The 25,151-nt window shown below is 69.0% G+C and carries 20 protein-coding genes; 14 read left to right on the top strand and 6 right to left on the bottom strand.

What is annotated here, in order from left to right; genetic code table 11:
* The 8 genes from lpxA to G9Q37_RS08770 all read left to right on the top strand — a co-directional run bounded on the left by lpxA (position 1) and on the right by G9Q37_RS08770 (position 8,952).
* On the top strand, positions 1–795 hold the full coding sequence (gene lpxA, locus G9Q37_RS08805) for an acyl-ACP--UDP-N-acetylglucosamine O-acyltransferase (protein ID WP_166226837.1): 795 nt from the start codon (positions 1–3) through the stop codon (positions 793–795).
* 8 nt (positions 796–803) lie between these two features.
* Positions 804–1,949: a lipid-A-disaccharide synthase gene (lpxB, locus tag G9Q37_RS08800; RefSeq protein ID WP_205710741.1), complete on the top strand. Its 1,146-nt coding sequence runs from the start codon at positions 804–806 to the stop codon at positions 1,947–1,949.
* Positions 1,921–2,547, top strand: coding sequence for a ribonuclease HII (rnhB, locus tag G9Q37_RS08795; RefSeq protein WP_166226836.1), 627 nt, complete (start codon positions 1,921–1,923; stop codon positions 2,545–2,547). The genes lpxB and rnhB overlap by 29 nt, the downstream gene beginning before the upstream one ends.
* Entirely contained in the window at positions 2,544–3,311 is a 768-nt protein-coding gene (locus tag G9Q37_RS08790; protein WP_166226835.1) for a TrmH family RNA methyltransferase, read from the top strand. Before rnhB ends, G9Q37_RS08790 begins: the two co-directional genes overlap by 4 nt.
* 164 nt (positions 3,312–3,475) lie before the next feature.
* The gene (gene carA / locus G9Q37_RS08785) at positions 3,476–4,642 is read left to right on the top strand and encodes a glutamine-hydrolyzing carbamoyl-phosphate synthase small subunit (RefSeq protein WP_166226834.1); all 1,167 of its coding nucleotides are present in this window, start codon (positions 3,476–3,478) and stop codon (positions 4,640–4,642) included.
* Between the two features lie 26 nt (positions 4,643–4,668).
* The gene (gene carB, locus G9Q37_RS08780) at positions 4,669–7,938 is read left to right on the top strand and encodes a carbamoyl-phosphate synthase large subunit (protein WP_166226833.1); all 3,270 of its coding nucleotides are present in this window, start codon (positions 4,669–4,671) and stop codon (positions 7,936–7,938) included.
* A 111-nt stretch (positions 7,939–8,049) separates the two neighbouring features.
* Positions 8,050–8,526: a transcription elongation factor GreA gene (greA, locus tag G9Q37_RS08775; RefSeq protein WP_166226832.1), complete on the top strand. Its 477-nt coding sequence runs from the start codon at positions 8,050–8,052 to the stop codon at positions 8,524–8,526.
* 9 nt (positions 8,527–8,535) lie between these two features.
* A complete protein-coding gene (locus G9Q37_RS08770; protein ID WP_166226831.1) occupies positions 8,536–8,952 on the top strand; it encodes a DUF4149 domain-containing protein in 417 nt (138 codons plus the stop codon).
* A 6-nt stretch (positions 8,953–8,958) separates the two neighbouring features.
* Here the strand turns inward: G9Q37_RS08770 and G9Q37_RS08765 are convergent, their stop codons facing one another.
* From G9Q37_RS08765 to G9Q37_RS08750, 4 genes are all read right to left on the bottom strand, one after another.
* Entirely contained in the window at positions 8,959–9,909 is a 951-nt protein-coding gene (locus G9Q37_RS08765) for an aspartate carbamoyltransferase (protein WP_166226830.1), read from the bottom strand.
* A gap of 124 nt (positions 9,910–10,033) precedes the next feature.
* On the bottom strand, positions 10,034–10,885 hold the full coding sequence (gene folD / locus G9Q37_RS08760) for a bifunctional methylenetetrahydrofolate dehydrogenase/methenyltetrahydrofolate cyclohydrolase FolD (RefSeq protein ID WP_166226829.1): 852 nt from the start codon (positions 10,883–10,885) through the stop codon (positions 10,034–10,036).
* Between the two features lie 70 nt (positions 10,886–10,955).
* Positions 10,956–11,582, bottom strand: a complete 627-nt coding sequence (locus G9Q37_RS08755; RefSeq protein ID WP_166226828.1) for a response regulator transcription factor — start codon at positions 11,580–11,582, stop codon at positions 10,956–10,958.
* The gene (locus G9Q37_RS08750; RefSeq protein WP_166226827.1) at positions 11,579–14,128 is read right to left on the bottom strand and encodes a PAS domain-containing sensor histidine kinase; all 2,550 of its coding nucleotides are present in this window, start codon (positions 14,126–14,128) and stop codon (positions 11,579–11,581) included. The genes G9Q37_RS08755 and G9Q37_RS08750 overlap by 4 nt, the downstream gene beginning before the upstream one ends.
* Before the next feature lie 171 nt (positions 14,129–14,299).
* Between G9Q37_RS08750 and aceE the strand changes: the two genes are divergently transcribed.
* Genes aceE through lpdA form a run of 3 tightly spaced genes read left to right on the top strand, consistent with a single transcriptional unit; the run spans position 14,300 to position 20,555 of the window.
* Positions 14,300–17,023, top strand: a complete 2,724-nt coding sequence (aceE, locus tag G9Q37_RS08745; protein WP_166226826.1) for a pyruvate dehydrogenase (acetyl-transferring), homodimeric type — start codon at positions 14,300–14,302, stop codon at positions 17,021–17,023.
* Positions 17,024–17,038: 15 nt separating this feature from the next.
* A complete protein-coding gene (aceF, locus tag G9Q37_RS08740) occupies positions 17,039–18,718 on the top strand; it encodes a dihydrolipoyllysine-residue acetyltransferase (protein WP_166226825.1) in 1,680 nt (559 codons plus the stop codon).
* A 10-nt stretch (positions 18,719–18,728) separates the two neighbouring features.
* On the top strand, positions 18,729–20,555 hold the full coding sequence (lpdA, locus tag G9Q37_RS08735) for a dihydrolipoyl dehydrogenase (RefSeq protein WP_166226824.1): 1,827 nt from the start codon (positions 18,729–18,731) through the stop codon (positions 20,553–20,555).
* Between the two features lie 25 nt (positions 20,556–20,580).
* On the opposite strand, the gene G9Q37_RS08730 is transcribed toward lpdA, so the two are convergent.
* Positions 20,581–21,933 (bottom strand): alpha/beta hydrolase family protein, encoded by a 1,353-nt coding sequence (locus G9Q37_RS08730; protein WP_166226823.1) that lies wholly within the window; start codon positions 21,931–21,933, stop codon positions 20,581–20,583.
* 221 nt (positions 21,934–22,154) lie between these two features.
* Here G9Q37_RS08730 and G9Q37_RS08725 point away from each other — a divergent pair, with 221 nt between their 5' ends.
* Positions 22,155–22,808 (top strand): BON domain-containing protein, encoded by a 654-nt coding sequence (locus G9Q37_RS08725; protein WP_166226822.1) that lies wholly within the window; start codon positions 22,155–22,157, stop codon positions 22,806–22,808.
* 145 nt (positions 22,809–22,953) lie between these two features.
* On the opposite strand, the gene G9Q37_RS08720 is transcribed toward G9Q37_RS08725, so the two are convergent.
* Positions 22,954–23,508: a C40 family peptidase gene (locus G9Q37_RS08720; protein ID WP_166226821.1), complete on the bottom strand. Its 555-nt coding sequence runs from the start codon at positions 23,506–23,508 to the stop codon at positions 22,954–22,956.
* 271 nt (positions 23,509–23,779) lie between these two features.
* Here G9Q37_RS08720 and G9Q37_RS08715 point away from each other — a divergent pair, with 271 nt between their 5' ends.
* Together G9Q37_RS08715 and G9Q37_RS08710 are read left to right on the top strand one after the other, a co-directional pair.
* A complete protein-coding gene (locus G9Q37_RS08715; RefSeq protein ID WP_240936574.1) occupies positions 23,780–24,463 on the top strand; it encodes a TetR/AcrR family transcriptional regulator in 684 nt (227 codons plus the stop codon).
* A gap of 49 nt (positions 24,464–24,512) precedes the next feature.
* Positions 24,513–25,121, top strand: coding sequence for an isochorismatase family protein (locus G9Q37_RS08710; protein WP_166226819.1), 609 nt, complete (start codon positions 24,513–24,515; stop codon positions 25,119–25,121).
* The last annotated feature ends 30 nt before the right edge of the window (positions 25,122–25,151 follow it).

Below are 25,151 nucleotides of genomic sequence, written 5' to 3'. Positions count from 1 at the left end.
ATGACGCGCATCCATCCCACGGCGGTGATCGATCCCGCGGCCGAGCTCGACAGCTCGGTCGAGGTCGGGCCTTACACCGTCATCGGTCCGCACGTGAAGATCGGTGCCGGCACCACGGTCGGCGCGCACTGCGTGATCGAGGGCCACACCACGATCGGGCGCGACAACCGCATCTTCCAGTTCAACTCGCTGGGCGCGATCCCGCAGGACAAGAAGTACGCGGGCGAGCCCTGCGAACTGATCATTGGCGACCGCAACACGGTGCGCGAGTTCTGCACCTTCAACATCGGCTCGCCGGGCGACCGCGGCGTGACCCGGGTCGGGGACGACAACTGGATCATGGCCTACGTGCACCTCGCGCACGACTGCGTGGTGGGCAACAAGACCATCTTCGCCAACAACTCGCAGCTCGCGGGCCACGTCGAGGTGGGCGACTGGGTGATCCTCGGCGGCTTCACCGTGGTGCACCAGTTCGTGCGCATCGGCGCACACGCCATGACGGCGATGTGCTCGCTGCTGTTCGCCGACGTGCCGCCCTTCGTGATGGCCCAGGGCCAGCCCGCGGGCGCGCGCTCGATGAACTTCGAAGGCCTGCGCCGCCGGGGCTTTTCGGCCGAGCGCATCGCTGCCGTCAAGGCCATGCACAAGGCCTTGTACCGCGACGACCTCACGCTGCAGCAGGCCATGGAGCGCATCGACGGCCTGCGCCACGACAAGCCCGACGCGGGCGAGGACGTGGACATGATGCTCGGCTTCCTGCGAGGCGCATCGGCGCAGCGCGGCATCGTTCGCTGAGGCGCCGCATGGCACTGGCTGGGCGCTTGGCCATGGTGGCGGGCGAGGCTTCCGGCGATCTGCTCGCGGGCCTGCTGCTCGGGGGCTTGCGCCAACGCTGGCCCGATCTGCAGGCCGTGGGCATCGGCGGCCCGCAGATGGCGCTGCAGGGCTTTGACGCCTGGTGGCCCAGCGACAAGCTCGCGGTGCGCGGCTATGTCGAGGTGCTGCGCCACTACCGCGAGATCGTGGGCATCCGCCGGCAACTGCGCGACCGCCTGCTGCAGGGCGAGCGGCCCGCGGCCTTCATCGGTGTCGACGCGCCCGATTTCAACCTCGGCCTCGAGGCCGACCTCAAGGCCGCGGGCGTGCGCACCGCGCACTTCGTGTGCCCTTCGATCTGGGCCTGGCGGCCCGAGCGCATCGAGAAAATCCGCGCCAGCGCCGACCACGTGCTGTGCATCTTCCCCTTCGAGCCCGCGCTGCTCGCCGAGCACGGCATCGCCGCGACCTACGTGGGCCACCCGCTGGCCAACGTGATCCCGCTCGAGCCCGACCGCGCCGCGGCGCGCCGCGCGCTGGGCCTCGATGAGGGCGACACGGTGCTCGCGATCCTGCCGGGCAGCCGCGCGTCCGAGGTGCAGTACCTGGCGCGCCGCTTCTTCGATGCCGCCGCGCTGCTGCGTCGCGACAGGCCGGGCCTGCGCTTCGTTGTGCCGGCGATGCCCGCGCTGCGCGAGCGCATCGACGCGATCGCGCGCGAGGCCGGCATGGCCGATGCGCTGCAGATCGTCAACGGCCAGTCGCACACCGTGCTCGCGGCCTGCGACCTCACGCTGATCGCCAGCGGCACCGCCACGCTCGAGGCCGCGCTGTTCAAGCGCCCCATGGTGATCGCCTACAACATGAACTGGCTGTCGTGGCAGATCATGCGACGTCAACGCCTGCAGCCCTGGGTCGGCCTGCCCAACATCCTGTGCCAGGACTTCGTGGTGCCCGAGCTGCTGCAGGAACAGGCCGAGGCGCCCGCGCTCGCGCAGGCCGTGCGCGACTGGCTCGACGCTCCCTCGCGCATGCAGGCCGTGCACGCGCGCTTCACCGACCTGCACCACAGCTTGCGGCGCGACACCGCGCGCCTGGCCACCGATGCGATCGAAACGCTTCTTGAAGGCTGAGCAGGCCTCGCTGGTGTGGGACGCGCCTGGCCTGGTGGCCGGCGTGGACGAGGCCGGCCGCGGCCCGCTGGCCGGGCCCGTGGTGGCGGCGGCGGTGATCCTCGACGACCTGCACCCGATCAAGGGCCTGGCCGACTCCAAACAACTCAGCGCGAAGCGCCGCGACGCGCTGTTCGACGAGATCCGCGCCAAGGCCCTGTGCTGCAGCGTGGCCCAGGCCAGCGTGGACGAGATCGACCGCCTCAATATCCTGCACGCCACGATGCTCGCCATGCAGCGCGCGGTGCAGGGCCTGCGCCTCAAGCCCGTGAAGGTGCTGGTCGACGGCAACCGCCTGCCACCGCTCGACGTGGTGGCCGAGGCCATCGTGCAGGGCGACGCCAAGGTGCAGGCCATCTCGGCCGCGTCCATCCTCGCCAAGGTCACACGCGACCGCCTGCTCGACGAGCTGCACGCGCAGCACCCGCAGTACGGCTTCGACCGCCACAAGGGCTACGGCACGGCGCAGCACCTGGCCGCCCTGCGCGAGCACGGGCCGCTGCCCGTGCACCGGCGCTCGTTCGCGCCCGTGGCCCAGGCGCTGGAGCGCGTGACATGACCCCGCAGGACATCGCCTCGCGCGACAACCCGCTGATCAAACAGCTGCGTGCGCTCGCGCACGGCAACACCGCCTACCGCGAACAAGGCCGCGTGTGGCTCGACGGCGATCACCTGTGCCGCGCGCTGCTGGCGCGTGGCGGCCGCCCCGCGCTCGGCGTGTTCACCGCCGCGGGCTGGGACCAGGCCGACGACACGCTGCAAGGCGCGGCCGCGCGCAACCTGCGTGTGCCCGATGCGCTCATGGCCGGCATCAGCACGCTCGACTCGCCGCCGCGCATGGGCTTCGTATGGACCCTCCCGGCCGTGGCCGCTCCCGATGCGCAGGCGCCGTCGGTGGTGCTCGACCGCCTGCAGGACGCGGGCAACGTGGGCTCCATCCTGCGCAGTGCGGCCGCGCTGGGTTTCTCGCAGGTGCTCGCGCTCAAGGGCACGGCCGCGCTGTGGTCGCCCAAGGTGCTGCGCGCCGGCATGGGCGCGCACTTCGCGCTGCGCCTGGTCGAAGGCCTGGATGCCGAAGCGCTGCAGGCCCTGCAGGTGCCGCTGCTGGTCACCAGTTCGCACCAGGGCGACTGGCTGCACCGCACCGCGCTGCCCTGGCCCTGCGCCTGGGTCATGGGCCACGAGGGGCAGGGCGTGAGCGAGGCCCTGATGCAGCGCGCCAGCGCCTTCGTGCGCATTGCGCAGCCCGGCGGCGAAGAATCGCTCAACGTGGCGGCCGCGGCGGCCATCTGCCTGCATGCCAGCGCATCCGCGCGGCTATAATTCCGCGGTTTATCTGCAATCGGCGCAAGCCCCGCGCGCCCCGGCTCCACACCCCAGGTTTCGCTGCATTCCCACCCGTGTCACCACGGGGGAGTGCACGCTCAGCCTGCGCGGCACCTGCCGCCGGCGCGCGAAGGCCAGCCGCCCCTTTTCTGGAGATCCTCGTGCTGCCCGTCCACCCGAAAGCCCTTCTTGCGCTCGCAGACGGTACGGTGTTTGAAGGTGTCTCCATTGGTGCCGTCGGCCAGACCACTGGCGAGGTGGTGTTCAACACCTCCCTCACCGGCTACCAGGAAATCCTCACCGACCCGAGCTACTGCCGCCAGATCGTCACCCTGACGTATCCCCACATCGGCAACACCGGGGCCAACCGCGAAGACGTGGAGGCCACCCGCATCCACGCCGCCGGCCTCGTCATCAAGGATCTGCCGCTGCTGGCGTCCAACTTCCGCTGCGAAGAAACGCTTTCGCAATACCTGCAGCGCGAAAACACCGTGGCCATCGCCGACCTCGACACGCGCGCGCTCACGCGCCGCCTGCGCACCCACGGCGCGCAGAACGGCTGCATCCTGGCGCTCGCGCCCGGCGAAGCCATCACCGACACGCACCGCCAGGCCGCGCTCGCCGCCGCCAAGGCCGCCCCCAGCATGGCCGGCCTCGACCTCGCCAAGGTGGTGTCGGCCAGCCAGCCCTACGAATGGACCGAGACCGAGTGGGTGCTGGGCAGCGGCTACGGCCGCCAGGACGCGCCGCAGTTCCACGTGGTGGCCTATGACTTCGGCGTCAAGCGCAACATCCTGCGCATGCTCGCCTCGCGCGGCTGCCGCATCACCGTGGTGCCCGCGCAAACGCCCGCGGCCGAGGTGTTCAAGCTCAAGCCCGACGGCGTGTTCCTCTCCAACGGCCCCGGCGACCCGGAGCCCTGCGACTACGCGATCGCCGCGGCGCGCGAACTCATCGAGTCGGGTCTGCCCACCTTCGGCATCTGCCTGGGCCACCAGATCATGGCGCTGGCCAGCGGCGCCAAGACCTTCAAGATGAAGTTCGGCCACCATGGCGCGAACCACCCGGTGAAAGACCTCGACAACGGTCGCGTGTCCATCACCAGCCAGAACCACGGCTTCGCGGTCGACGAGAAGACCCTGCCGGCGAACCTGCGCGCCACGCACGTGAGCCTGTTCGACGGCACGCTGCAGGGCCTGGCCCGCACCGACAAGCCCGCCTTCTGCTTCCAGGGCCACCCCGAAGCCTCGCCGGGTCCGCACGACATCGGCTACCTGTTCGACCGCTTCGTCGCGCTCATGACCGAGCGCACCGCCGTCGCCGCCTGAGCCCGACCACCGACACGCCACACAAGATGCCCAAGAGAACAGACATCCAGACCGTGCTGATCATCGGCGCGGGTCCCATCATCATCGGCCAGGCCTGCGAGTTCGATTACTCCGGCGTGCAGGCCTGCAAGGCCCTGCGCGAAGAGGGTTACCGCGTGGTGCTGATCAACAGCAACCCCGCCACCATCATGACCGACCCGGCCACGGCCGACGTCACCTACATCGAGCCCATCACCTGGCAGACGGTTGAGAAGATCATCGCCAAGGAACGGCCCAAGACCGCCGGCGGCTTCGCGATCCTGCCCACCATGGGCGGCCAGACCGCGCTCAACTGCGCGCTTGACCTCTGGCGCCACGGCGTGCTCGCCAAGTACGGCGTGGAGCTGATCGGCGCCACGCCCGAGGCCATCGACAAGGCCGAAGACCGCCTGAAGTTCAAGGACGCCATGACGCGCATCGGCCTGGGCTCGGCGCGCTCGGGCATTGCGCACAGCATGGACGAAGCCTGGGCGGTGCAGAAGACCGTGGGCTTCCCGGTGGTGATCCGCCCGAGCTTCACGCTCGGCGGCACGGGCGGCGGCATTGCCTACAACCCCGAAGAGTTCGAGACCATCTGCAAGCGCGGCCTCGAGGCCTCGCCCACCAACGAGCTGCTGATCGAAGAGTCGCTGCTCGGCTGGAAAGAGTACGAGATGGAGGTCGTGCGCGACAAGGCCGACAACTGCATCATCGTCTGCTCGATCGAGAACCTCGACCCCATGGGCGTGCACACCGGCGACTCGATCACCGTGGCGCCCGCGCAGACGCTGACCGACAAGGAATACCAGATCCTGCGCAACGCCTCGCTCGCCGTGCTGCGCGAGATCGGCGTGGACACCGGCGGCTCCAACGTGCAGTTCTCGATCAACCCCAAAGACGGTCGCATGATCGTGATCGAGATGAACCCGCGCGTGTCGCGTTCCTCGGCCTTGGCCTCCAAGGCCACGGGCTTCCCGATCGCCAAGGTCGCGGCCAAGCTGGCCGTGGGCTACACGCTCGACGAGCTGCGCAACGAGATCACGGGCGGCGCCACGCCGGCCTCGTTCGAGCCTTCGATCGACTACGTCGTCACCAAGATCCCGCGCTTCGCGTTCGAGAAGTTCAAGGACGCCGACGACCGCCTGACCACGCAGATGAAGAGCGTGGGCGAGGTGATGGCCATGGGTCGCACCTTCCAGGAGAGCTTCCAGAAAGCCCTGCGCGGCCTCGAGGTCGGCGTGGACGGCATGAACGAGAAGACCCAGGACCGCGAGACGCTCGAGAAGGAACTGGGCGAGCCCGGCCCCGAGCGCATCTGGTACGTGGGTGATGCCTTCGCCGCCGGCTGGACGCTCGACGAGGTGCACCAGTTCACCAAGATCGACAAGTGGTTCCTGGTGCAGATCGAGGAGATCGTGAAGCTCGAGCTCGCGATGGACGCGCTTACCGCACAAAAGGGCGAGGGCGCGCTGGCCTCGCTCGACGCCACCACGCTGCGCGGCCTGAAGAAGAAGGGCTTCTCCGACCGCCGCCTGGCCAAGCTGCTCAAGTCCAACGAGCGGGCCGTGCGCGCGCGCCGCCAGGAGCTGGGCGTGCGCCCGGTCTACAAGCGCGTGGACACCTGCGCGGCCGAGTTCGCGACCAACACGGCCTACATGTACTCCACGTACGAAGGCCACGGCGACGCCGAGTGCGAGGCCGAGCCCACCAACAAGCGCAAGATCATGGTGCTCGGTGGCGGCCCGAACCGCATCGGCCAGGGCATCGAGTTCGACTACTGCTGCGTGCACGCCGCGCTGGCCATGCGCGAAGACGGCTACGAGACCATCATGGTCAACTGCAACCCCGAGACCGTCTCGACCGACTACGACACCAGCGACCGGCTCTACTTCGAGCCGCTCACGCTCGAGGACGTGCTCGAGATCGTCGAGAAGGAAAAGCCCGAGGGCGTGATCGTGCAGTACGGCGGCCAGACGCCGCTCAAGCTCGCGCTCGGCCTGGAAGCCGCGGGCGTGCCCATCATCGGCACCTCGCCCGACATGATCGACGCGGCCGAAGACCGCGAACGCTTTCAGCAGTTGCTGCACGGCCTGAACCTGCGCCAGCCGCCCAACGCCACCGCGCGCACCGAGACCGAGGCGCTTGAAAAAGCCGCCGCGCTCGGCTACCCGCTGGTGGTGCGCCCGAGCTACGTGCTGGGCGGCCGTGCGATGGAGATCGTGCACGAGCAGCGCGACCTGGAGCGCTACATGCGCGAGGCCGTGAAGGTCAGCAACGACTCGCCGGTGCTGCTCGACCGCTTCCTCAACGACGCCATCGAGTGCGACGTGGACGCGATCCGCGACGCCAGCGGCCGCGTGTTCATCGGCGGCGTGATGGAGCACATCGAGCAGGCCGGCGTGCACAGCGGCGACTCCGCGTGCTCGCTGCCGCCCTACTACCTGAGCAAGGCCACGGTCGACGAGCTCAAGCGCCAGACCGCAGCCATGGCCCAGGGCCTGAATGTGGTGGGCCTGATGAACGTGCAGTTCGCGATCCAGGAGGTCGAGGGCAAGGACGTGATCTACGTGCTCGAAGTGAACCCGCGCGCCTCGCGCACGGTGCCCTTCGTGTCCAAGGCCACGGGCATCCAGCTCGCCAAGGTGGCCGCGCGCTGCATGGCCGGCCGCACGCTCGACGCGCAAGGCATCGGCGCCGAGGTGGAGCCGCCCTACTTCAGCGTGAAGGAGGCCGTGTTCCCCTTCGTCAAGTTCCCCGGTGTGGACACCATCCTCGGCCCCGAGATGAAGTCCACCGGCGAGGTGATGGGCGTGGGCAAGACCTTCGGCGAAGCCTTCGTGAAGAGCCAGATCGGCGCCGGCACCAAGCTGCCGAGCGCGGGCAAGGTCTTCCTCACGGTCAAGAACAGCGACAAGCCGCGCGCGGTCGAGGTCGCACGCCAGCTGGTCGAGCTCGGTTTCGAGCTCATCGCCACGCGCGGCACCGCCGCGGCCATCGAGGCCGCGGGCCTCAAGGTGCAGCAGGTCAACAAGGTCACCGAGGGCCGTCCGCACATCGTGGACATGATCAAGAACGGCGACATCGCGCTCGTGATCAACACGGTCGAAGAGCGCCGCAATGCGATCGCCGACTCGCGCGCCATCCGCACCTCGGCGCTGCTCGCGCGTGTCACCACCTTCACCACGATCGCGGGTGCCGAAGCCGCGGTCGAGGGCATGAAGTACGTGAACAACCTCGACGTGATCTCGGTCCAGGACATGCACGCCCAGCTGGCTTGAGCGATGCCCCCCGGGCGGGGCATAATCACCCGCAGACACCGCCGCGCGGCAACGCCCGGCGGTTTGCTTTTGTGGCGCCGCCAGCGGTGCGGCCAAGAAGGAGTACAGCCCATGTCGACCATCCCCATCACCAAACGCGGTGCCGAAAAGCTCAAGGAAGAGCTGCACCGCCTCAAGACCGTGGACCGCCCCGCGGTGATCGCCGCGATCGCCGAAGCGCGCGCGCAAGGCGACCTGAGCGAGAACGCCGAGTACGACGCGGCCAAGGACCGCCAGGGCTTCATCGAAGGCCGCATCGCCGAGGTGGAGGGCAAGCTCTCGGCGGCCCAGATCATCGACCCGGCCACGCTCGACGCCGGCGGCCGCGTGGTGTTCGGCGCCACGGTCGACCTCGAGGACGAGGACAGCGGCGCCACCGTGACCTACCAGATCGTGGGCGAGGACGAGGCCGACCTCAAGCAGGGCCTGATCAACATCAGCAGTCCGATCGCGCGCGCGCTGATCGGCAAGGAAGAGGGCGACACCGCCGAGGTGCAGGCCCCCGGTGGCGTGCGCCGCTACGAGATCGTCGCGGTGCGTTACGCCTGAGGCGCGGCCATGCGGTTTCAGCGCCAGGCCCTCATGCTCGCCGCCCTCTGGTGGGGCGGCATCACGGCGCTGAGTTTTCTGGCCGTGCCCACGCTCTTCGCCACCCTGGGCAACCCGGCCGTGGCCGGGCCGGTGGCGGCCAAGCTGTTTTCGCTGCAGTGCCAGGCGGGCCTGGTGATCGGGGTGGTGCTGCTGGCGCTGGTGCGCCAGGGCGGGCCTTCGCCGCAGGCCTATCCGCTGCTCGGCCTGATCTGCGTGGCCATGGCGCTGGCGGTGTTGCAGGAATTCGTGGTCGCGCCCCACATCGTCACGGCGCGCGCCAGCGGCGGCAACCTCAAGCTCTGGCATGGCCTGGGCTCGGCCATGGTGCTGGTGCAGTGGCTGTGCAGCGGTGCGCTGCTGTGGCGCCTCATGCCGCGGCGCTGAACCGTTTCAGGGTCCGCGCCCGAGCAGGTGGGCGAGCAGGCGCGCGCGCACGCCGTTGGCGAGCGCGAGTTGGCGGTGGTAGCCGTTGTAGGGCGAGGCGTCCACCGACACGTCGAGCTCCCCGGTGCGCGGAAAGGGGTGCAACACGCGCGCCTGCGGCCGCAATACCCGCCGCGCGCGCTCGAGATCGAGCTTGAAGGCCTCGCCGCCGTGGTGTTCGGGCGTGCTCCACCAGCGCGTGGGCGTGAGGTAGATGAAATCGCTCGATGCCAGCACCTCGTCGGCCAGCGCCGGGTCGTCGGTTTCGACGGTGGCGAGGCCGTCGACGAAACGCGCCGGCATGCCCATGCCGGGCGGCGACAACAGCACCACCGACACGCCCAGGCGCCGCAGCACCCGCGCGAGCGAGTGCTGGGTGCGGTGGTCGCGCAGGTTGCCCATGAGCGTGACGCGCTGGTCTTCCAGGCCCAGCATGCGCAGTGCGGCAAGGTCGATCAGTGCCTGGGTGGGGTGTTCATGGCCGCCATCGCCGGCGTTGATGACCGGGGCATCGCAGTGGCGCAGCGCGTCGGCGTCGAGCGGCTCGCCGCTGCGCACGACCACGCAGTCGCTGATGTAGCTGAGCTGGTGCACTTCGTCTTCCAGGGCCACGTCGGCGCGCGCGCAGTGGCCGCGGGCGTTCACGCCCATGGGCACCAGGCCCACGCGCAGACCGCTCGCTGCAAAGCCCGCGGCGGTGCGCACGCTGGGCTGATCGAACAGCAGGCTCATGGTGCCCCAGGGGGCTCGCGTGGCCGGCGGCGGCGAGAAGCAGGGGCGCGTGAGTGCCAGCAATTCGTCGTCGCCGAGATCGTCGACGCCGAAGAGGTGGCGGTGGCGTTGTGACGCCGAGCGCTCGAAGCCCAGCGGAGCCGGGCGCGACAGCAGCCCGAAGGGCGAAGTCGTGGGCGTGATCATGGTCCTCTCCTGAATCTCGCGAACCTGCGATGTTCCAGAAGAACCGGGCTGTCCGTCAGCACGAATGCATCACGAAACGATGCCCCGTGCCCCGGCCCGCGACCAGCGGGCGGGCGCGCCGCCCTCAGCCCTGGCTGCGCTCGGCCGCGTCCAGCGTGTTCACCAGCAGCATGGTGATGGTCATGGGGCCCACGCCGCCGGGCACCGGCGTGATCCAGCCGGCCACGGCTTTGACGCCGTCGAAGTCCACGTCGCCGCAGAGCTTGCCCTCGTCGTTGCGGTTCATGCCCACATCGATCACCACCGCGCCGGGCTTGACCATGTCGGCGGTGAGCACGTTGCGCTTGCCCACCGCGGCCACGATCACGTCGGCCTGGCGCGTGTGGTGCGCGAGGTCTTTCGTGGCGCTGTGGCAGAGCGTGACGGTGGCGTTGGCCTGCAGCAGCATGAGCGCCATGGGCTTGCCCACGATGTTGCTGCGCCCGATCACCACCGCATGCTTGCCACGCAGGTCGTAGCCGATGTGCTCGAGCATCTTCATGCAGCCGTGCGGCGTGCAGGGCCAGAAGCCGGGCAGGCCGGTCATGAGCGCGCCCGCGCTGGCCACGTGGAAGCCATCGACGTCCTTGTCGGGCGAGATCGCCTCGATCACGCGCTGCGCGTCGATGTGTGCCGGCAGCGGCAACTGCACCAGGATGCCGTGGATGGTGGGATCGTTGTTGAGTGCGTGCACGCGCGCCAGCAGGTCCTGCTCGCTCAGGGTGGCGGGCCAGGTCTCGAGCACCGAGTGCATGCCGGTGTCTTCGCAGGCCTTGACCTTGTTGCGCACGTAGACCTGCGAGGCGGGGTTGTCGCCCACCAGGATCACCGCCAGACCGGGCGTGATGCCGCGGCCGGCCAGGGTCTTGACGCGCGCCGCCACGTCGGCGCGGAGTTGGCGGGAGAGGGCGTTGCCGTCGATGAGCTGGGCGGTCATGGCTGGGAATGCAGGGTGGGAAAACGAAACGCCCGCCTGAGGGGGCGGGCGCTGGGCGTGCGGTGCGGGGTCAGGCCTTGGCGGGCGACTGGCCCAGTGCGATCTTGAGCAGGTCGGCCACGGTGTTGGCGCCGAGTTTTTCCATGATGTTGGCGCGGTGCGCCTCGACCGTCTTGATGCTGATGCCCAGGTCGTCGGCAATCTGCTTGTTCAGGCGGCCCGCGACGATGCGCTCGAGCACCTGCGATTCGCGGCCGGTGAGCTTGGCCAGCAGCGCGTCGCGGCTGGCGGCCTGCTGGTGGGTGGCGAAGGCTTCCCGGGCGTGTTCGAGCATGCGCTCGACCAGGGCCACGAGCTGGTCTTCCTTGAAGGGTTTCTGGATGAAGTCGAGCGCGCCCTTCTTCATCGATTCGACCGCCATGGGCACGTCGCCATGGCCGGTGATGAAGACGATGGGCAGGGGCGACTGGCGTTCGATCAGGCGGTCCTGCAGCTCCATGCCGGTCATGCCGCCCATGCGGATGTCGGCGATGAGGCAGGCGACCTCGCGGGCGTCGTAGCGCGACAGGAAGGCTTCGGCGGATTCGAAGCAACGCACCCTGAAATCCTTGCCCTCGAGCAACCACTGGAGGGAATCTCGCACGGCTTCGTCGTCATCGACGACGTAGACCGTGCCCTTCTTGGGGATCAGGCTCATCTCGCTCTTTCTTTGTCCGTCAGCGGCTCGTTGGCGGCAAGGTCTGCCGGGCCCTGGGGTTGAAGACGCGGCGTGACGGGGATCCAGAAGCTGAAGCAGCACCCCACCACGTCCGCGCCATTGTAGAGGTTCTCCACCCGCATCCGGCCGTGGTGCGACTCGACGATGCTGCGGCACAGCTTGAGGCCGATGCCCATGCCTTCGCTCTTGGTGCTGTAGAAAGCCTCGTAGATGCGTTCGATGAGTTCTTCGGGCACGCCGTTGCCCGAATCGCGCACCTCGAACTCGACCACGTCCTGCTCGTCGAGGCGGCGCGGCGCCACGCGCAGCTCCACGTGGCGCTCACCCAGCGGACGGCCCGATTGCGCGATCGACTCGCCCGCGTTCTTGAGCAGGTTGATCAGCACCTGCTCGATCAGGATCGGGTCGACCATGAGCGGCGGCAGGCGCGCGGCCACGTAGGGCGTGAGCCGCACCTGCTGGCGGCGCAGTTCGATGTCGGCGAGCTCGATGGCGTTGTTGACCATCTGCGGCACTTCGGACAGCGTGGGGTTGGGCTCGCTGCGCTTCACGAAGGCGCGGATGCGCTGGATGATCTGGCCCGCGCGCTGCGCCTGGCGCGCGGTCTTCTCGAGCGCGCCCAGCAGCTCCTCGTGCGTGATGCGCTGCTCCTGCAGGCGCGAGATCATGCCGTTGCAATAGTTGCTGATGGCGGTGAGCGGCTGGTTGAGTTCGTGCGCCACGCTCGATGCCATCTCGCCCATGGTGATGAGGCGGCTCGCGGTCTGCGCGCGTTCGGCCTGGCGCGCGGCCTGTTCCTCGGCGTTGCGGCGCGGCGTGATGTCGCTGGCGATCACCATCTGCGCCAGGCGGCCGTCGACCCAGGTCAGGTAGCGCGTGCGCACCTCGAGCCAGCGGTCGAGCTCGGGCACGAAGACCTCGGCGTTTTCCACGCCCGCATCGGGCAGCGCGCCGGTGGGCATGCCGGCGAAGGCGTCCACCGCATCGCCGTCATCGGGGTTGGGCTGGGGCTGGTTGCCCGCCAGGTCGACCAGGTGCCGGTGGCCCTGGCCGCGGGTGCCGAACCACAGCCTGTACATCTTGTTGGCGAACAGCAGTTCGTCGCTGCCCAGCGGCGCCACCGACACCGCCGAGTCGAGCGACTCGAGCACGGTGGTGAAGCGTTCGTAGGAGGCCGAGAGCTCTTCGCGGATGCGCTTGGGCTCGGTGATGTCGGTCATCGACGTCATCCAGCCGGTCTGGTGGCCCTTGGGGTCGATCAGCGGCGAGACGTACATGCGCGCGTCGAAGATGGTGCCGTTGCGCCGGCGCACGCGCACCTCGAAGCCGCCCGGGGTGGAGCGGCCGTTGAGCTCGTCTTCGAGCCGCGCGTGCAGGTGCTCGTGGTCTTCTTCGGGCCAGTAGGGGAAGGGCGCGGTGCGGCCCACGAGCTCGGCCTCGGTCCAGCCCGTCATCGAACAGAACGCGGGGTTGACGTAGGTGATGCGGCCCTGCATGTCGAGCGCGCGCATGCCGGTGAGCATGGAGTTCTCCATGGCCCGGCGGAAATTGGTCTCGGCCACCAGCGCCTGCTGCGCCTGCACGCGCCGGCGCGTGTGGCGCCAGGTGCCGATCAGCATCCACACCGTGAGCGCCGACAGCGCGCCGATGACCCAGAAGAAGCCCGAGCCCACGATGTCCTGAGAGGTGCGGTAGCCCTGCGCCTTGAGGATCAGCCCGTTGCCCACGGGCGAGACCGGCACCTCGTGTTCGAGCGAGGGATTGGTCCAAGGCAGGAAGGACAGCACGGGCTCGGCCGTCTGCAGGCTGCCCGCGAGCACGTTGCCGCGGTCGTCGAGCAGGGCCACGGCGTAGCGCGCCATGATTTCCGGGGGCATGCCGAAGCGCATCAGCCCGTCCACCGAGTACTCGCCCATGACCGTGCCCGCGAAGCGGCCCTGCTCGGTCAGCGGCACCTGCAGCATCAGCGTGGTGGTGCGGCTGTCGGGCGGCAGCAGCGGGCGCGAGTAGATCGGTTGGCGCAGGTCGCGCGCGAGGTCGAAGCTGCCGTCGGTTTCCGAGGGCGTGAGCGAGTTGCCCACGCTGCGCATGAGCGCGATCGGCGCGCTCGGCGAGGCGTAGGCGGCCTGCACGCGGCGGCGCGCGTCGACCCAGGTGATGGCCAGCAGCTCGGGAAACTGGCTCACCAGGGTTTCGGCCTGGAACGTGAATTCTTCGGTGTCGATCGCGCGGTTGTCGATCTCGCGCGCCAGGCGCATCAGCTGCTCCTGGCGTTCGAGCAGGCGCAGCCGCAGGCGCTGCTGCGCGTATTCCACGTCGCGCGTCACGGCCTCGCGCTCGCGCTCGATCTCTTCGTAGCGCAGGTAGGCAATGGCCACCACGATGGCCGACAGGAACAGCAGCACCGCGAGCAGGGGGCCGAGGGTGGCGAAACGGTCCTGGCGCGAGGGCGGCAGGCGGCGCCACCAGCGCTTCCACCAGGGAGCGTTGGCAAGGGCCGATGGCGGGCTGGAGCGGGTCTGCATGGAGGCCGCGAGTCTACGTGAGGCGGGTCACGGCGCCGTGAGCAAAGCCTGTCCCAAACCATAATGTGAAACGCACTGGCGCATATTGAAATCACCGTCGGTCTGTGAAAGAATCCGCGACAGCGCCGGGCGGCCTTCGTAAGCTCGGCCTTCACACCACAGGAGACAGCGATGTCAGCGAACGACGCGAACAACGGCCGTGCGGCCGGGGATCTGGACGCCCAGGAAACCCGTGAATGGATGGAGGCGCTGACCGCCGTCATCGAAAAGGAAGGCCCCGAACGCGCGCACTTCCTGCTCGAACAGCTGCTCGAAGAAGCCCGCCAGCACAGCGTGGACATGCCGTTCTCGGCCACCACCGGCTACGTCAACACCATCGAGCCGTCCGAAGAGGCGCACAACCCCGGCAACCTCGAACTCGAAGGCCGCCTGCGCGCCTACATGCGCTGGAACGCCATGGCCATGGTGGTCAAGGCCAACCGCCTGAACCCCGCCGACGGCGGCGACCTGGGCGGCCACATCAGCTCCTTCCAGTCGCTCGCGCACATGTTCGCGGTCGGCTTCAACCATTTCTGGCATGCCGACAACACCGACAACGGTGGCACGCACGGCGGTGACCTGCTCTACATCCAGGGCCACAGCGCGCCCGGCGTGTACGCGCGCGCCTTCATGGAAGGCCGGCTCAGCGAAGACCAACTGCTCAACTTCCGCCAGGAAGTCGACGGCAAGGGCCTCTCCAGCTACCCGCACCCCAAGCTGATGCCCGAGTTCTGGCAGTTCCCCACGGTGTCCATGGGCCTGGGCCCCATCATGGCGATCTACCAGGCGCGCTTCCTCAAGTACCTGCACGCGCGCGGCATCGCCGACACCTCGCAGCGCAAGGTCTGGGTCTTCTGCGGCGACGGCGAGATGGACGAGCCCGAGAGCTTGGGCGCCATCGGCCTGGCCGCGCGCGAGAAGCTCGACAACCTGGTGTTCGTCGTCAACTGCAACCTGCAGCGCCTCGATGGCCCGGTGCGCGGCAACGGCAAGATCATCCAGGAGCTCGAAGGCGAGTTCCGCGGCTCGGGCTGGAACGTCATCAAGCTGCTCTGGGGCCGCGAGTGGGACGCGCTGCTGGCGCGCGACAAGGACGGCGCGCTGCGCAAGATCATGATGGACACGCTCGACGGCGACTACCAGGCCATGAAGGCCAACGACGGTGCCTTCGTGCGCAAGAACTTCTTCGGCCGCGACCCGCGCACGCTGGAGCTGGTGTCCAAGATGAGCGACGACGACATCTGGGCGCTGCGCCGCGGCGGCCACGATGCGCAGAAGGTCTACGCAGCCTTCCACCGCGCCTACCACCACGAAGGCCAGCCCACGGTGCTGCTGGTCAAGACGGTCAAGGGCTACGGCATGGGCAAGGCCGGTGAAGGCAAGAACACCGCGCACCAGACCAAGAAGCTGTCGGACGAAGACATCCGCTACATGCGCGACCGCTTCAACGTGCCCATCCCCGACAGCGAGCTGCCCAAGATCCCGTTCTACAAGCCGGCCGACGACACGCCGGAGATGAAGTACCTGCACGAGCGCCGCAAGGCCCTGGGCGGCTACCTGCCGCACCGCCGCGCCAAGAGCAGCGAAAGCTTCACCGTGCCCTCGCTGGAAACCTTCAAGGCCGTGCTCGAGCCCACCGCCGAAGGCCGCGAGATCAGCACCACGCAAGCCTACGTGCGCTTCCTCACGCAGCTGCTGCGCGACCAGGCCCTGGGCCCGCGCGTGGTGCCCATCCTGGTCGACGAGGCGCGCACCTTCGGCATGGAAGGCCTGTTCCGCCAGATCGGCATCTACAACCCCAAAGGGCAGCAGTACACCCCGGTCGACAAGGACCAGGTGATGTACTACCGAGAGGACAAGGCCGGTCAGATCCTGCAGGAAGGCATCAACGAGGCCGGCGGCATGGCGAGCTGGATCGCCGCGGCCACCTCGTACTCCACCAACAACCGCATCATGGTGCCGTTCTACGTGTACTACTCGATGTTCGGTTTCCAGCGCATCGGCGACCTGGCCTGGGCGGCCGGTGACATGCAGGCGCGCGGCTTCCTGCTCGGCGGCACCTCGGGCCGCACCACGCTCAACGGCGAAGGCCTGCAGCACGAGGACGGCCACAGCCACATCCTCGCGGGCACCATTCCCAACTGCGTGAGCTACGACCCGACCTTCGCGCACGAGGTCGCGGTGATCATGCACCACGGTCTCAAGCGCATGGTGGAGCGCCAGGAGAACGTCTTCTACTACCTGACGCTGCTCAACGAGAACTACGCCATGCCCGGCCTGCAGCCCGGCACCGAAGAGCAGATCATCAAGGGCATGTACCTGTGCAAGCAGGCGCCCGCGCTCAAGGCCGACGCGCCCACGGTGCAACTGCTGGGCAGCGGCAGCATCCTGCGCGAATCCTTCTTCGCCCAGGAACTGCTCGAGAAAGACTGGGGCGTGGCCGCGAACATCTGGAGCTGCCCGAGCTTCAACGAGCTCACGCGCGACGGCCAGGACGCGGAACGCTGGAACCTGCTGCACCCGACCGAGACCCCGCGCACGGCCTTCGTGACCGAGCAGCTCGGCAAGACCACCGGCCCGGTGATCGCGTCGACCGACTACATGAAGAACTACGCCGAGCAGATCCGCCCGTTCCTGCCCAAGGGCCGCACCTACAAGGTGCTCGGCACCGACGGCTTCGGCCGCAGCGACTTCCGCAGCAAGCTGCGCGAGCACTTCGAGATCAACCGCCACTACATCGTCGTGGCTGCGCTCAAGGCGCTCAGCGAAGAGGGCAAGCTGCCCGCGGCCAAGGTGGCCGAGGCGATCCAGAAGTACGGCATCAAGGCCGACAAGATCAACCCCCTGTACGCCTGAGTGCCGGAGACCGACATGGCAAGCATTGAAGTGAAGGTGCCCGACATCGGGGATTTCGACGAAGTGGCGGTGATCGAGCTGCTGGTCAAACCCGGCGACACGGTCAAGGCCGAGCAGTCGCTGATCACGGTCGAGAGCGACAAGGCCTCGATGGAGATCCCGTCCTCGCACGCGGGCGTGGTGAAGGAGCTCAGGGTCAAGCTCGGCGACAAGGTGAAAGAGGGCTCGGTGGTGGTGCTGCTCGAGGCCGAGGGCGCCGCCCAGGCGACGGCGCCTGCGGCGGCCCCTGCTGCGGCCCCTGCGGCAGCGCCCGCGGCGGCAGCCGTTGCAGCCCCGGCCGCCGCCGCACCGGCCCCGGCCGCCAGCGGCCCGGTGGAGGTGCGCGTGCCCGACATCGGCGACTTCAAGGACGTGGCGGTGATCGAGGTGCTCGTGAAGCCCGGCGACACCATCAAGGTCGAGCAGAGCCTGATCACGGTCGAGAGCGACAAGGCCTCGATGGAGATCCCGTCGTCGGCGGCCGGCAAGCTCAAGGAGCTCAAGGTCAAGGTCGGCGACAAGGTCAACATCGGCGACCTGCTGGCGATCGTCGAAGGCGGTGGTGCCGCGCCGGCGTCTTCGCCGGCCCCGGCGGCCGCGCCCGCCACCGCGGCAGCGCCCGCGCCGGCGGCTTCGGCGCCCGCCGCCGTGGCCGCGCCTGCCACCGCGAGCGCCCCGGCCCCCGCGCCGGCCGCGCACAACCCCACGGTGCCGCCCGTGGGCCTGCCGCACGCCTCGCCCTCGGTGCGCAAGTTCGCGCGCGAGCTCGGCGTGCCGCTGGCCGAGGTCAAGGGCAGCGGGCCCAAGGGCCGCATCACGCTCGACGACGTGCAGAACTTCACCAAGGCCGTGATGGCCGGTGCGGTGCAGACGCAGGCCCAGGCCGCCAAGGCCCCGGCTGTCGGCGGCGGCACGGGTGTGGGTCTCGACCTGCTGCCCTGGCCCAAGGTCGACTTCGCCAAGTTCGGCCCGATCGAGCGCAAGGAGCTGAGCCGCATCAAGAAGATCAGCGGCGCCAACCTCACGCGCAACGCCATCGTGATCCCGGCCGTCACCAACCACGACGACGCCGACATCACCGACCTCGAAGCCTTCCGCGTGCAGCTCAACAAGGAAAACGAGAAGGCCGGCATCAAGGTCACCATGCTCGCTTTCCTGATCAAGGCCAGCGTGGCCGCGCTCAAGAAGTTTCCCGAGTTCAACAGCTCGCTCGACGGCGATGCGCTGGTGCTCAAGAACTACTGGCACATCGGCTTCGCGGCCGATACGCCCAACGGCCTGGTGGTGCCGGTGCTCAAGGACGCCGACAAGAAAGGCGTGCTGCAGATCAGCCAGGAAATGGGCGAGCTCGCCAAGAAGGCGCGCGAGGGCAAGCTCTCGCCGGCCGACATGAGCGGCGCGACCTTCACCATCTCCAGCCTGGGCGGCATTGGCGGACGCTACTTCACGCCCATCATCAACGCGCCCGAGGTGGCCATCCTGGGTGTGTGCAAGAGCCAGATGGAGCCCGTGTGGGACGGCAAGGCCTTCCAGCCGCGCCTGATGCTGCCGCTGTCGCTCACCTGGGACCACCGCGTGATCGACGGTGCCTCGGCCGCGCGCTTCAACGCGTACCTGGGCCAGGTGCTGAGCGACTTCCGTCGCGTGCTGCTGTAAGGAGCCCGAGATGGCACTCATCGATATCCAGGTCCCCGACATCGGCGACTTCGACGAAGTGGCGGTGATCGAGTTGCTGGTCAAGCCGGGCGACACCGTCAAGGCCGAACAAAGCCTGATCACGGTCGAGAGCGACAAGGCCTCGATGGAGATTCCCTCGTCCGCCGCGGGCGTGGTGAAGGAACTCAAGGTCAAGCTGGGCGACAAGGTCAAGCAGGGCAGCGTGGTGCTCACGCTCGAGGCCGACGGCGCTGCCGCGGCCCCCGCGCCGGCCCCGGCTGCAGCTGCGGCTTCCCCCGCGCCCGCCACGGCAGCGGCCCCGGCCGTGCGCTCGGCGCCGCCCGCGTCTGCGGCCTATGGCGGCGCCACCGACCTCGAGTGCGACGTGCTCGTGCTCGGCGGCGGCCCGGGCGGTTACTCGGCCGCGTTCCGCGCCGCCGACCTCGGCCTCAAGGTCGTGCTGGTGGAGCGCTACGCCACGCTCGGCGGCGTCTGTCTCAACGTGGGCTGCATCCCCTCGAAGGCGCTGCTGCACGTGGCCGCGGTGATGGACGAGGTGAGCCACATGGCGGACCTCGGCGTCGAGTACGGCCGGCCGGTGGTCAACATCGAGAAGCTGCGCGGCCACAAGGAAAAGGTGATCGGCAAGCTCACTGGCGGCCTCAATGCCATGGCCAAGATGCGCAAGGTCACGGTGCTGCGCGGCTATGGCAGCTTCGTGGGCCCCAACCACCTGGGCGTGGAGCTCACCGAGGGCAAGGGCCAGGACAAGACCGGCGCGAAACAGGTGGTGGGCTTCAAGAAGGCCATCATCGCGGCCGGCTCGCAGGCGGTGCGCCTGCCTTTCATGCCGCAGGACCCGCGCGTGGTCGACAGCACCGGAGCGCTCGGCCTCGCTGGCGTGCCCAAGCGCATGCTGATCCTGGGCGGCGGCATCATCGGCCTCGAGATGGGCACGGTCTACAGCACGCTGGGCGCGCGCCTGGACGTGGTGGAGATGATGGACGGCCTGATGCAGGGCGCCGACCGCGACCTCGTGAAGGTCTGGCAGAAGATGAACGCGCCGCGTTTCGACAACGTGATGCTCAAGACCAAGACGGTGGCGGCCAAGGCCACGCCGGCGGGCATCGAGGTGACGTTCGAGGGCGAGAACGCGCCCGCGCCGCAGACCTACGACCTGGTGCTCCAGGCCGTGGGCCGCAGCCCCAACGGCAAGAAGATCGGCGCCGAGGCCGCGGGCGTGGCCGTGACCGAGCGCGGCTTCATCGAGGTCGACGTGCAGATGCGCACCAACGTGCCGCACATCTTCGCCATCGGCGACATCGTGGGCCAGCCCATGCTGGCGCACAAGGCGGTGCACGAGGGCCACGTGGCGGCCGAGGTGATCGCGGGCGAACTGCAGGGCAAGCCCGACCTCGCCGCGGCGGCGTTCAACGCACGTGTGATCCCGAGCGTGGCCTACACCGACCCCGAGGTGGCCTGGGTGGGCCTCACCGAAGACCAGGCCAAGGCCCAGGGCATCAAGGTCAAGAAGGGCCTGTTCCCCTGGACGGCCTCGGGGCGCGCCATCGCCAATGGCCGCGACGAAGGCTTCACCAAGCTGCTGTTCGACGATTCGCCCGAGGCGCACGGCCATGGCCGCATCCTGGGCGGCGGCATCGTGGGCACGCACGCGGGCGACATGATCGGCGAGATCGGTCTCGCCATCGAGATGGGCGCCGACGCGGTGGACATCGGCAAGACCATCCACCCGCATCCGACGCTGGGCGAGAGCATCGGCCTGGCGGCCGAAGTGGCGCACGGCAGTTGCACCGACGTGCCGCCGCAGCGGCGATGAAGCGGGGCGAGCGCCGCGCCGCGGTTCAGCGCGGCGCCACGCGGCTCGCCAGCGGCGGGCTGCGGTAGTCGGGCACGATCCGGCAGCCTGGCCCGTAGGTGGCTTCGTAGCCGCGGCACAACGCGGCGACCGAGGCCGGTGTGGGCTTGTCCTGCCGGTCGACCCAGTTCAGCAGCGCGGTGAACAGCGCCGGGTACTGCGCCTCGCCCAGGTAGCTGTGCTCGGCCTCGTCGCTGAAGACCTGCACCAGCTTGTCGCCATTGCCGGCGCGCTCCACGATCTCGCGGTACGCCGACTGCAGCTCCACGAAGGCCGTGGGGTCGTGGATGGCGTGCATCGAGAGCACGGGCATGCGCACGGTGCCCTGCGGATCGCTGTCGCGCGCGAGCTCGGCCGCGGCCACCGGGTCGGCGCTGTAGCGCAGCACGCCCGCGTTGAGCGCGGCATCGTCGGCCGAGCCCTGGTAGCGCACGCGGCTGTTGTCGAAGGGGTTGCGGTTGCCCAGCCGCAATTGCGTGAGGTCGCGGAACAGCCAGGTGGCCCAGTTGAGGTGCCCGATCAGCGAGCGCTCCGGAATGCGCACCACGTTCACGATCGTGGCGAGGTTGGCCTTCTGCTGCTCGCTGCGCTGCGCGGCGGGCTTGCGCACGCCGGTGCATTCGTCCACGCGGTTCGCGAGCTCGGCGCGCGTGAGTTTGGCGTCCAGCGGCAGGCCCTGCCACAGCGGGTAGGAGGGTTCGCCGGCCCGCGGGTGGTTCTGGCAGACGTACTGGTAGACCACGCGCAGGTCGAGGCGGAAGTCGTAGGCGCGCGTGCCGCCGCCGATCACGCCGCTGGTGAGCAGCACGCCGTCGTAGGGGCCGGCGGTGGGGCCGTTCGGGCCGTCCACGGTGCCATAGAGTTCGGCCGCCTTGCTGGCCACGCCAGCGCCATAGCTCTGGCCGTGCAGCAGCGTGCGGCGCGGCGGGCCGAAGTGCTTCACGAACACGCGCCGCGCGCGCTCGCTGTCTTCGGCGGCCATGGTCACGCCATAGCCGCCGCGTCGGTAGGTGGACGCGACCCAGGCGTAGCCGGCCCGCACGGTCACGGCCCAGCGCTTGAGGTCTTCCTCGCCACGGTCGAAGCGCGCGGGCCCGGTGTCGGCCGGGCCGCCGTGGGCATGCACCACCAGCACGCCCGTGGCGGGCTGCCAGTTCGCGGGCAGGGCGATCCAGTAAAAGCCGCCCAGGCCGTCTTCGCCCGTGAAGCAGCGCGCATCCGCGGGCACCTCGCTCGGACAGGCGTGGGGCCTGGGGTCGCTGGGCGCCTGCGCACGGGCAGGGCCGGCGAGCAAAGCCAGGGTGGCCAGCGCCAGGCAGGCAAGGTGACGGACGGGCATGGGAGGTCTCCGGGGCGTTGGGATGGCGCCGCCGGACCATAGGGGGCCGGGCGCGGTTCGTCAAATGCGGCGGCTCGCTCGGCCGGTCGCCTGGCGACGCGCGGGCGGCCGTCTCTTGATACGCGTCAATCAACGCCCGGCGCGCGTGCCTAGACTGGCCCCAGCACCGCCGGTCACGACGCCTTCGCCGGTCTGTGCCCCCCATGCCACCAGGAGCCCCCATGAAGACCGATTCTCAGTTGAAGATCGACATCGAGCAGGAGTTGGCCTGGGACCGGGCCATCGACGCGGGCCAGATCGGCGTGGCCGTGCGCCGCGGCATCGCCACGGTCAGCGGCACGCTGGACACGTTTGCGCAGAAGTTTGCGGTCGAACGCGCCGTGCGCCGTGTGGCCGGCGTGCGGGGCATCGCGCTGGATCTTGAGGTTTGCCTGCCACCGGACCATGCGCGCTCGGACCGTGAAATCGCGGAAGCGGCGCTGAACGCCTTGCAGTGGCATTCGCTCGTGCCCGACGGGCGCGTGCGTGTCGAGGTTCAGGACGGTCTTGTCCGCCTCGTGGGTGACGTGGACTGGGACCACCAGCGCGTGAGCGCTGAACACGCCGTGCGCACCCTGCGGGGCGTGCGCGGCGTGGCCAACGGCCTCTTGATCAAGCCGCGCGCAAACCCGAGGGAGATCCTGCTGGAAATCAGTTCGGCCCTGGAGCGCCACGCCGACCGGGAGGCGCGCCGCATATCGATCGACGTGGATGGCGGCGTGGTCACGCTGCGCGGCACGGTGGATTCACTGGCCGATCGCCGGGCCGCCGTGGGCACCGCCTACGCAGCCAAGGGCGTGTTGAGTGTGGTCGATCAGATCGAGGTTGCCTTCTAGAGTGCGGCAGGCTGGCCCGAACGGCGCTGCAGCGTCCCGCCCCATCGGACAGGACATCCGGCCCGCGCCCACACCGGTGCGGGTGATCCGCCGCGACGGGCCCGATTGAACAGGGATAGCGCCTGGCCGATGCCGGGCACCGCGCTCAGGGCTGGCCCTGTTGCGGGTTCAGCGGCACCCGGCGTGCGCCGTTGAAGCGCTTGCTCCAGTAGCTGCCGCTCATGTCTTCCACCCGCACCTGGGCACCGGCGCGCGGCGAATGCACGAACTTTCCGTCGCCCACGTAGATGCCCACATGGCTGAAGGCACGCCGCATGGTGTTGAAGAACACCAGGTCGCCGGGCTGGAGTTCGCCGCGGTCGATGGGCTGGGTGGCAGCGGCCTGCTCGTCGGAGCGACGCGGCAGCAGCTTGCCCACCGACTGTTCGTACACCGCGCGCACGAAGCCGCTGCAGTCGAATCCGGTTTCGTGGGTGTTGCCGCCGTACTTGTAGGGCACGCCCAGAAAAGCGAGCGCACTGATGACCAGGCTGGACGCCTGCTCGGTGGCGGTGTTGCTCGCCTGTTGCACCTGCTCGCCAATGCGCGTGATGAGCGCTTTTTCCTTGAGCAGCGTGTCCATGTCCTCCCAGCTGTTGCCCGGGGCGGCATGGGCCAGGGCCGAGCCGGCGAGCAGGGAGAGGACGAGCCACGATTTCATGGTGCGCGAGGGTAGGGGTTGAACCCCGTCGCGTCAAGTGAGAAAAGGGATGTAAGGGCTTGATTTGCCGATGAAATGTGCCGTGGACGGTCAGCCGGAGCGATCGAAAAATTCACGCCTGTTCACCCTGTTTGCTTTCGATGGACAGTTCCGCCACCGCTCATAGCGCTGAACGACGTTCAAAAATAAACGCAAGGTTCATTTTTAAGAATGCCGTTGAATTGCCCCGTACACTGCTTGAATGGTTGTTCAACTTCATGAACTTCGGCCCTTGCCCAGTGCACAAGAGCAGGCTGAGGCCCAGCGCCAGCTCGAACTGCGGCAGCAGCGGCAACTCGCCATGTCGGACACGCGGCGCGCCCATGTGCTCGACGCGGCCCGGCGCGTGTTCGCCGCGCGCGGCGTGGAGGGCGCGAGCATCCGCGAGATCGCGCGCGAAGCCGGCTACACCGCGGGCGCGCTCTACAGCTATTTCGACAGCAAGGAGGCGATCTGCGCCGCCCTGGTGGCCGAGTCGCTCGACCGCCTGCAGGCCGAGGTGCAGGCGGCGCGCGCGCCCAAGGGCCAGCCGGCCAAGGCGCTGGTGGCCAAGGCACAGGCCTGGTTCGGTTTCTACGCCCAGAATCCGCGCGACCTCGACCTCGGCTTCCTGCTGGTCAACGGTCTGTCGCCCGAGCTCGATCGCGCGCTCAACGAGCGCCTGCTGCAGGCGCTGAGCCCCTGCGAGCAGGCTTTCGAGGACATGGGCCTATCGCCCGATGCCGCGGCGCGCGAGAACGCCGCGTTGTTCGCCCAGGGCATGGGGCTGCTGCTGTTGCAGCACACCGGCCGCATCCGGCTGTTCGGCCAGGCCGCGCCGGCATTGTTCGCGCAATACGTCGACCGGCTCGTGGAGCGCTTCGACCCCGCCATCGCCAGCGGCGCCGTGAAGCAGCGCGACCTGTTCGCCGAGTGAGCCGCGGCCAGTGCCAGAATCGCCCGCTTTCCCGAACACAGGATGCGCCATGCTGCTCGACGCCGATGAATCCCAACTGGTGCTGGTGGACTACCAGGCCCGCCTGATGCCCGCTCTCCACGAAGGTCCGCTGGTGCTGGCCAACGCGCTGCGTCTGGCGCAGATGGCCGAGGCGCTCGACGTGCCCGTCTGGGGCACGGAGCAGAACCCCGACAAACTCGGCCAGAACCCGCCCGAGCTGCGCGCCCTGTGCCGCAAGACCCTGCCCAAGATGCATTTCAGTGCCGTGGCCGACGGCCTGGCCGACTGGCTTCGTCCGCCGGCACGGCCCCAGGGCGGCAACGCACGCAGCCTGCCCAAACACCTGCAGAAGGCCGCGCCGCAGCCGCGTGAGGCCGAGCGCCCGAGCATCGTGATCGCGGGCTGTGAAGCCCACGTGTGCCTGCTGCAGACGGCGCTCGAGTTGCTCGAACAGGAGTTCGAGGTGTGGGTGGTGACCGATGCCTGCGGCTCGCGCAGCGAGCGCAACCGCGACGCCGCCTTCGACCGCCTGGCCGGCGCGGGCGCCGAACTCGTGACCACCGAAATGGTGGCCTTCGAATGGCTGCGCACGGCCGAGCACCCCGACTTCAAGGCGGTGCAGGCGCTGATCAAGTAGGCCGACCCGCCGGCTGGCGCCCGGGTGCGC

It is taken from the genome of Hydrogenophaga crocea (genome assembly GCF_011388215.1).
Taxonomy (GTDB): Bacteria; Pseudomonadota; Gammaproteobacteria; order Burkholderiales; family Burkholderiaceae_C; genus Hydrogenophaga; species Hydrogenophaga crocea.
This window is presented reverse-complemented; position numbering and strand designations above follow the sequence as displayed.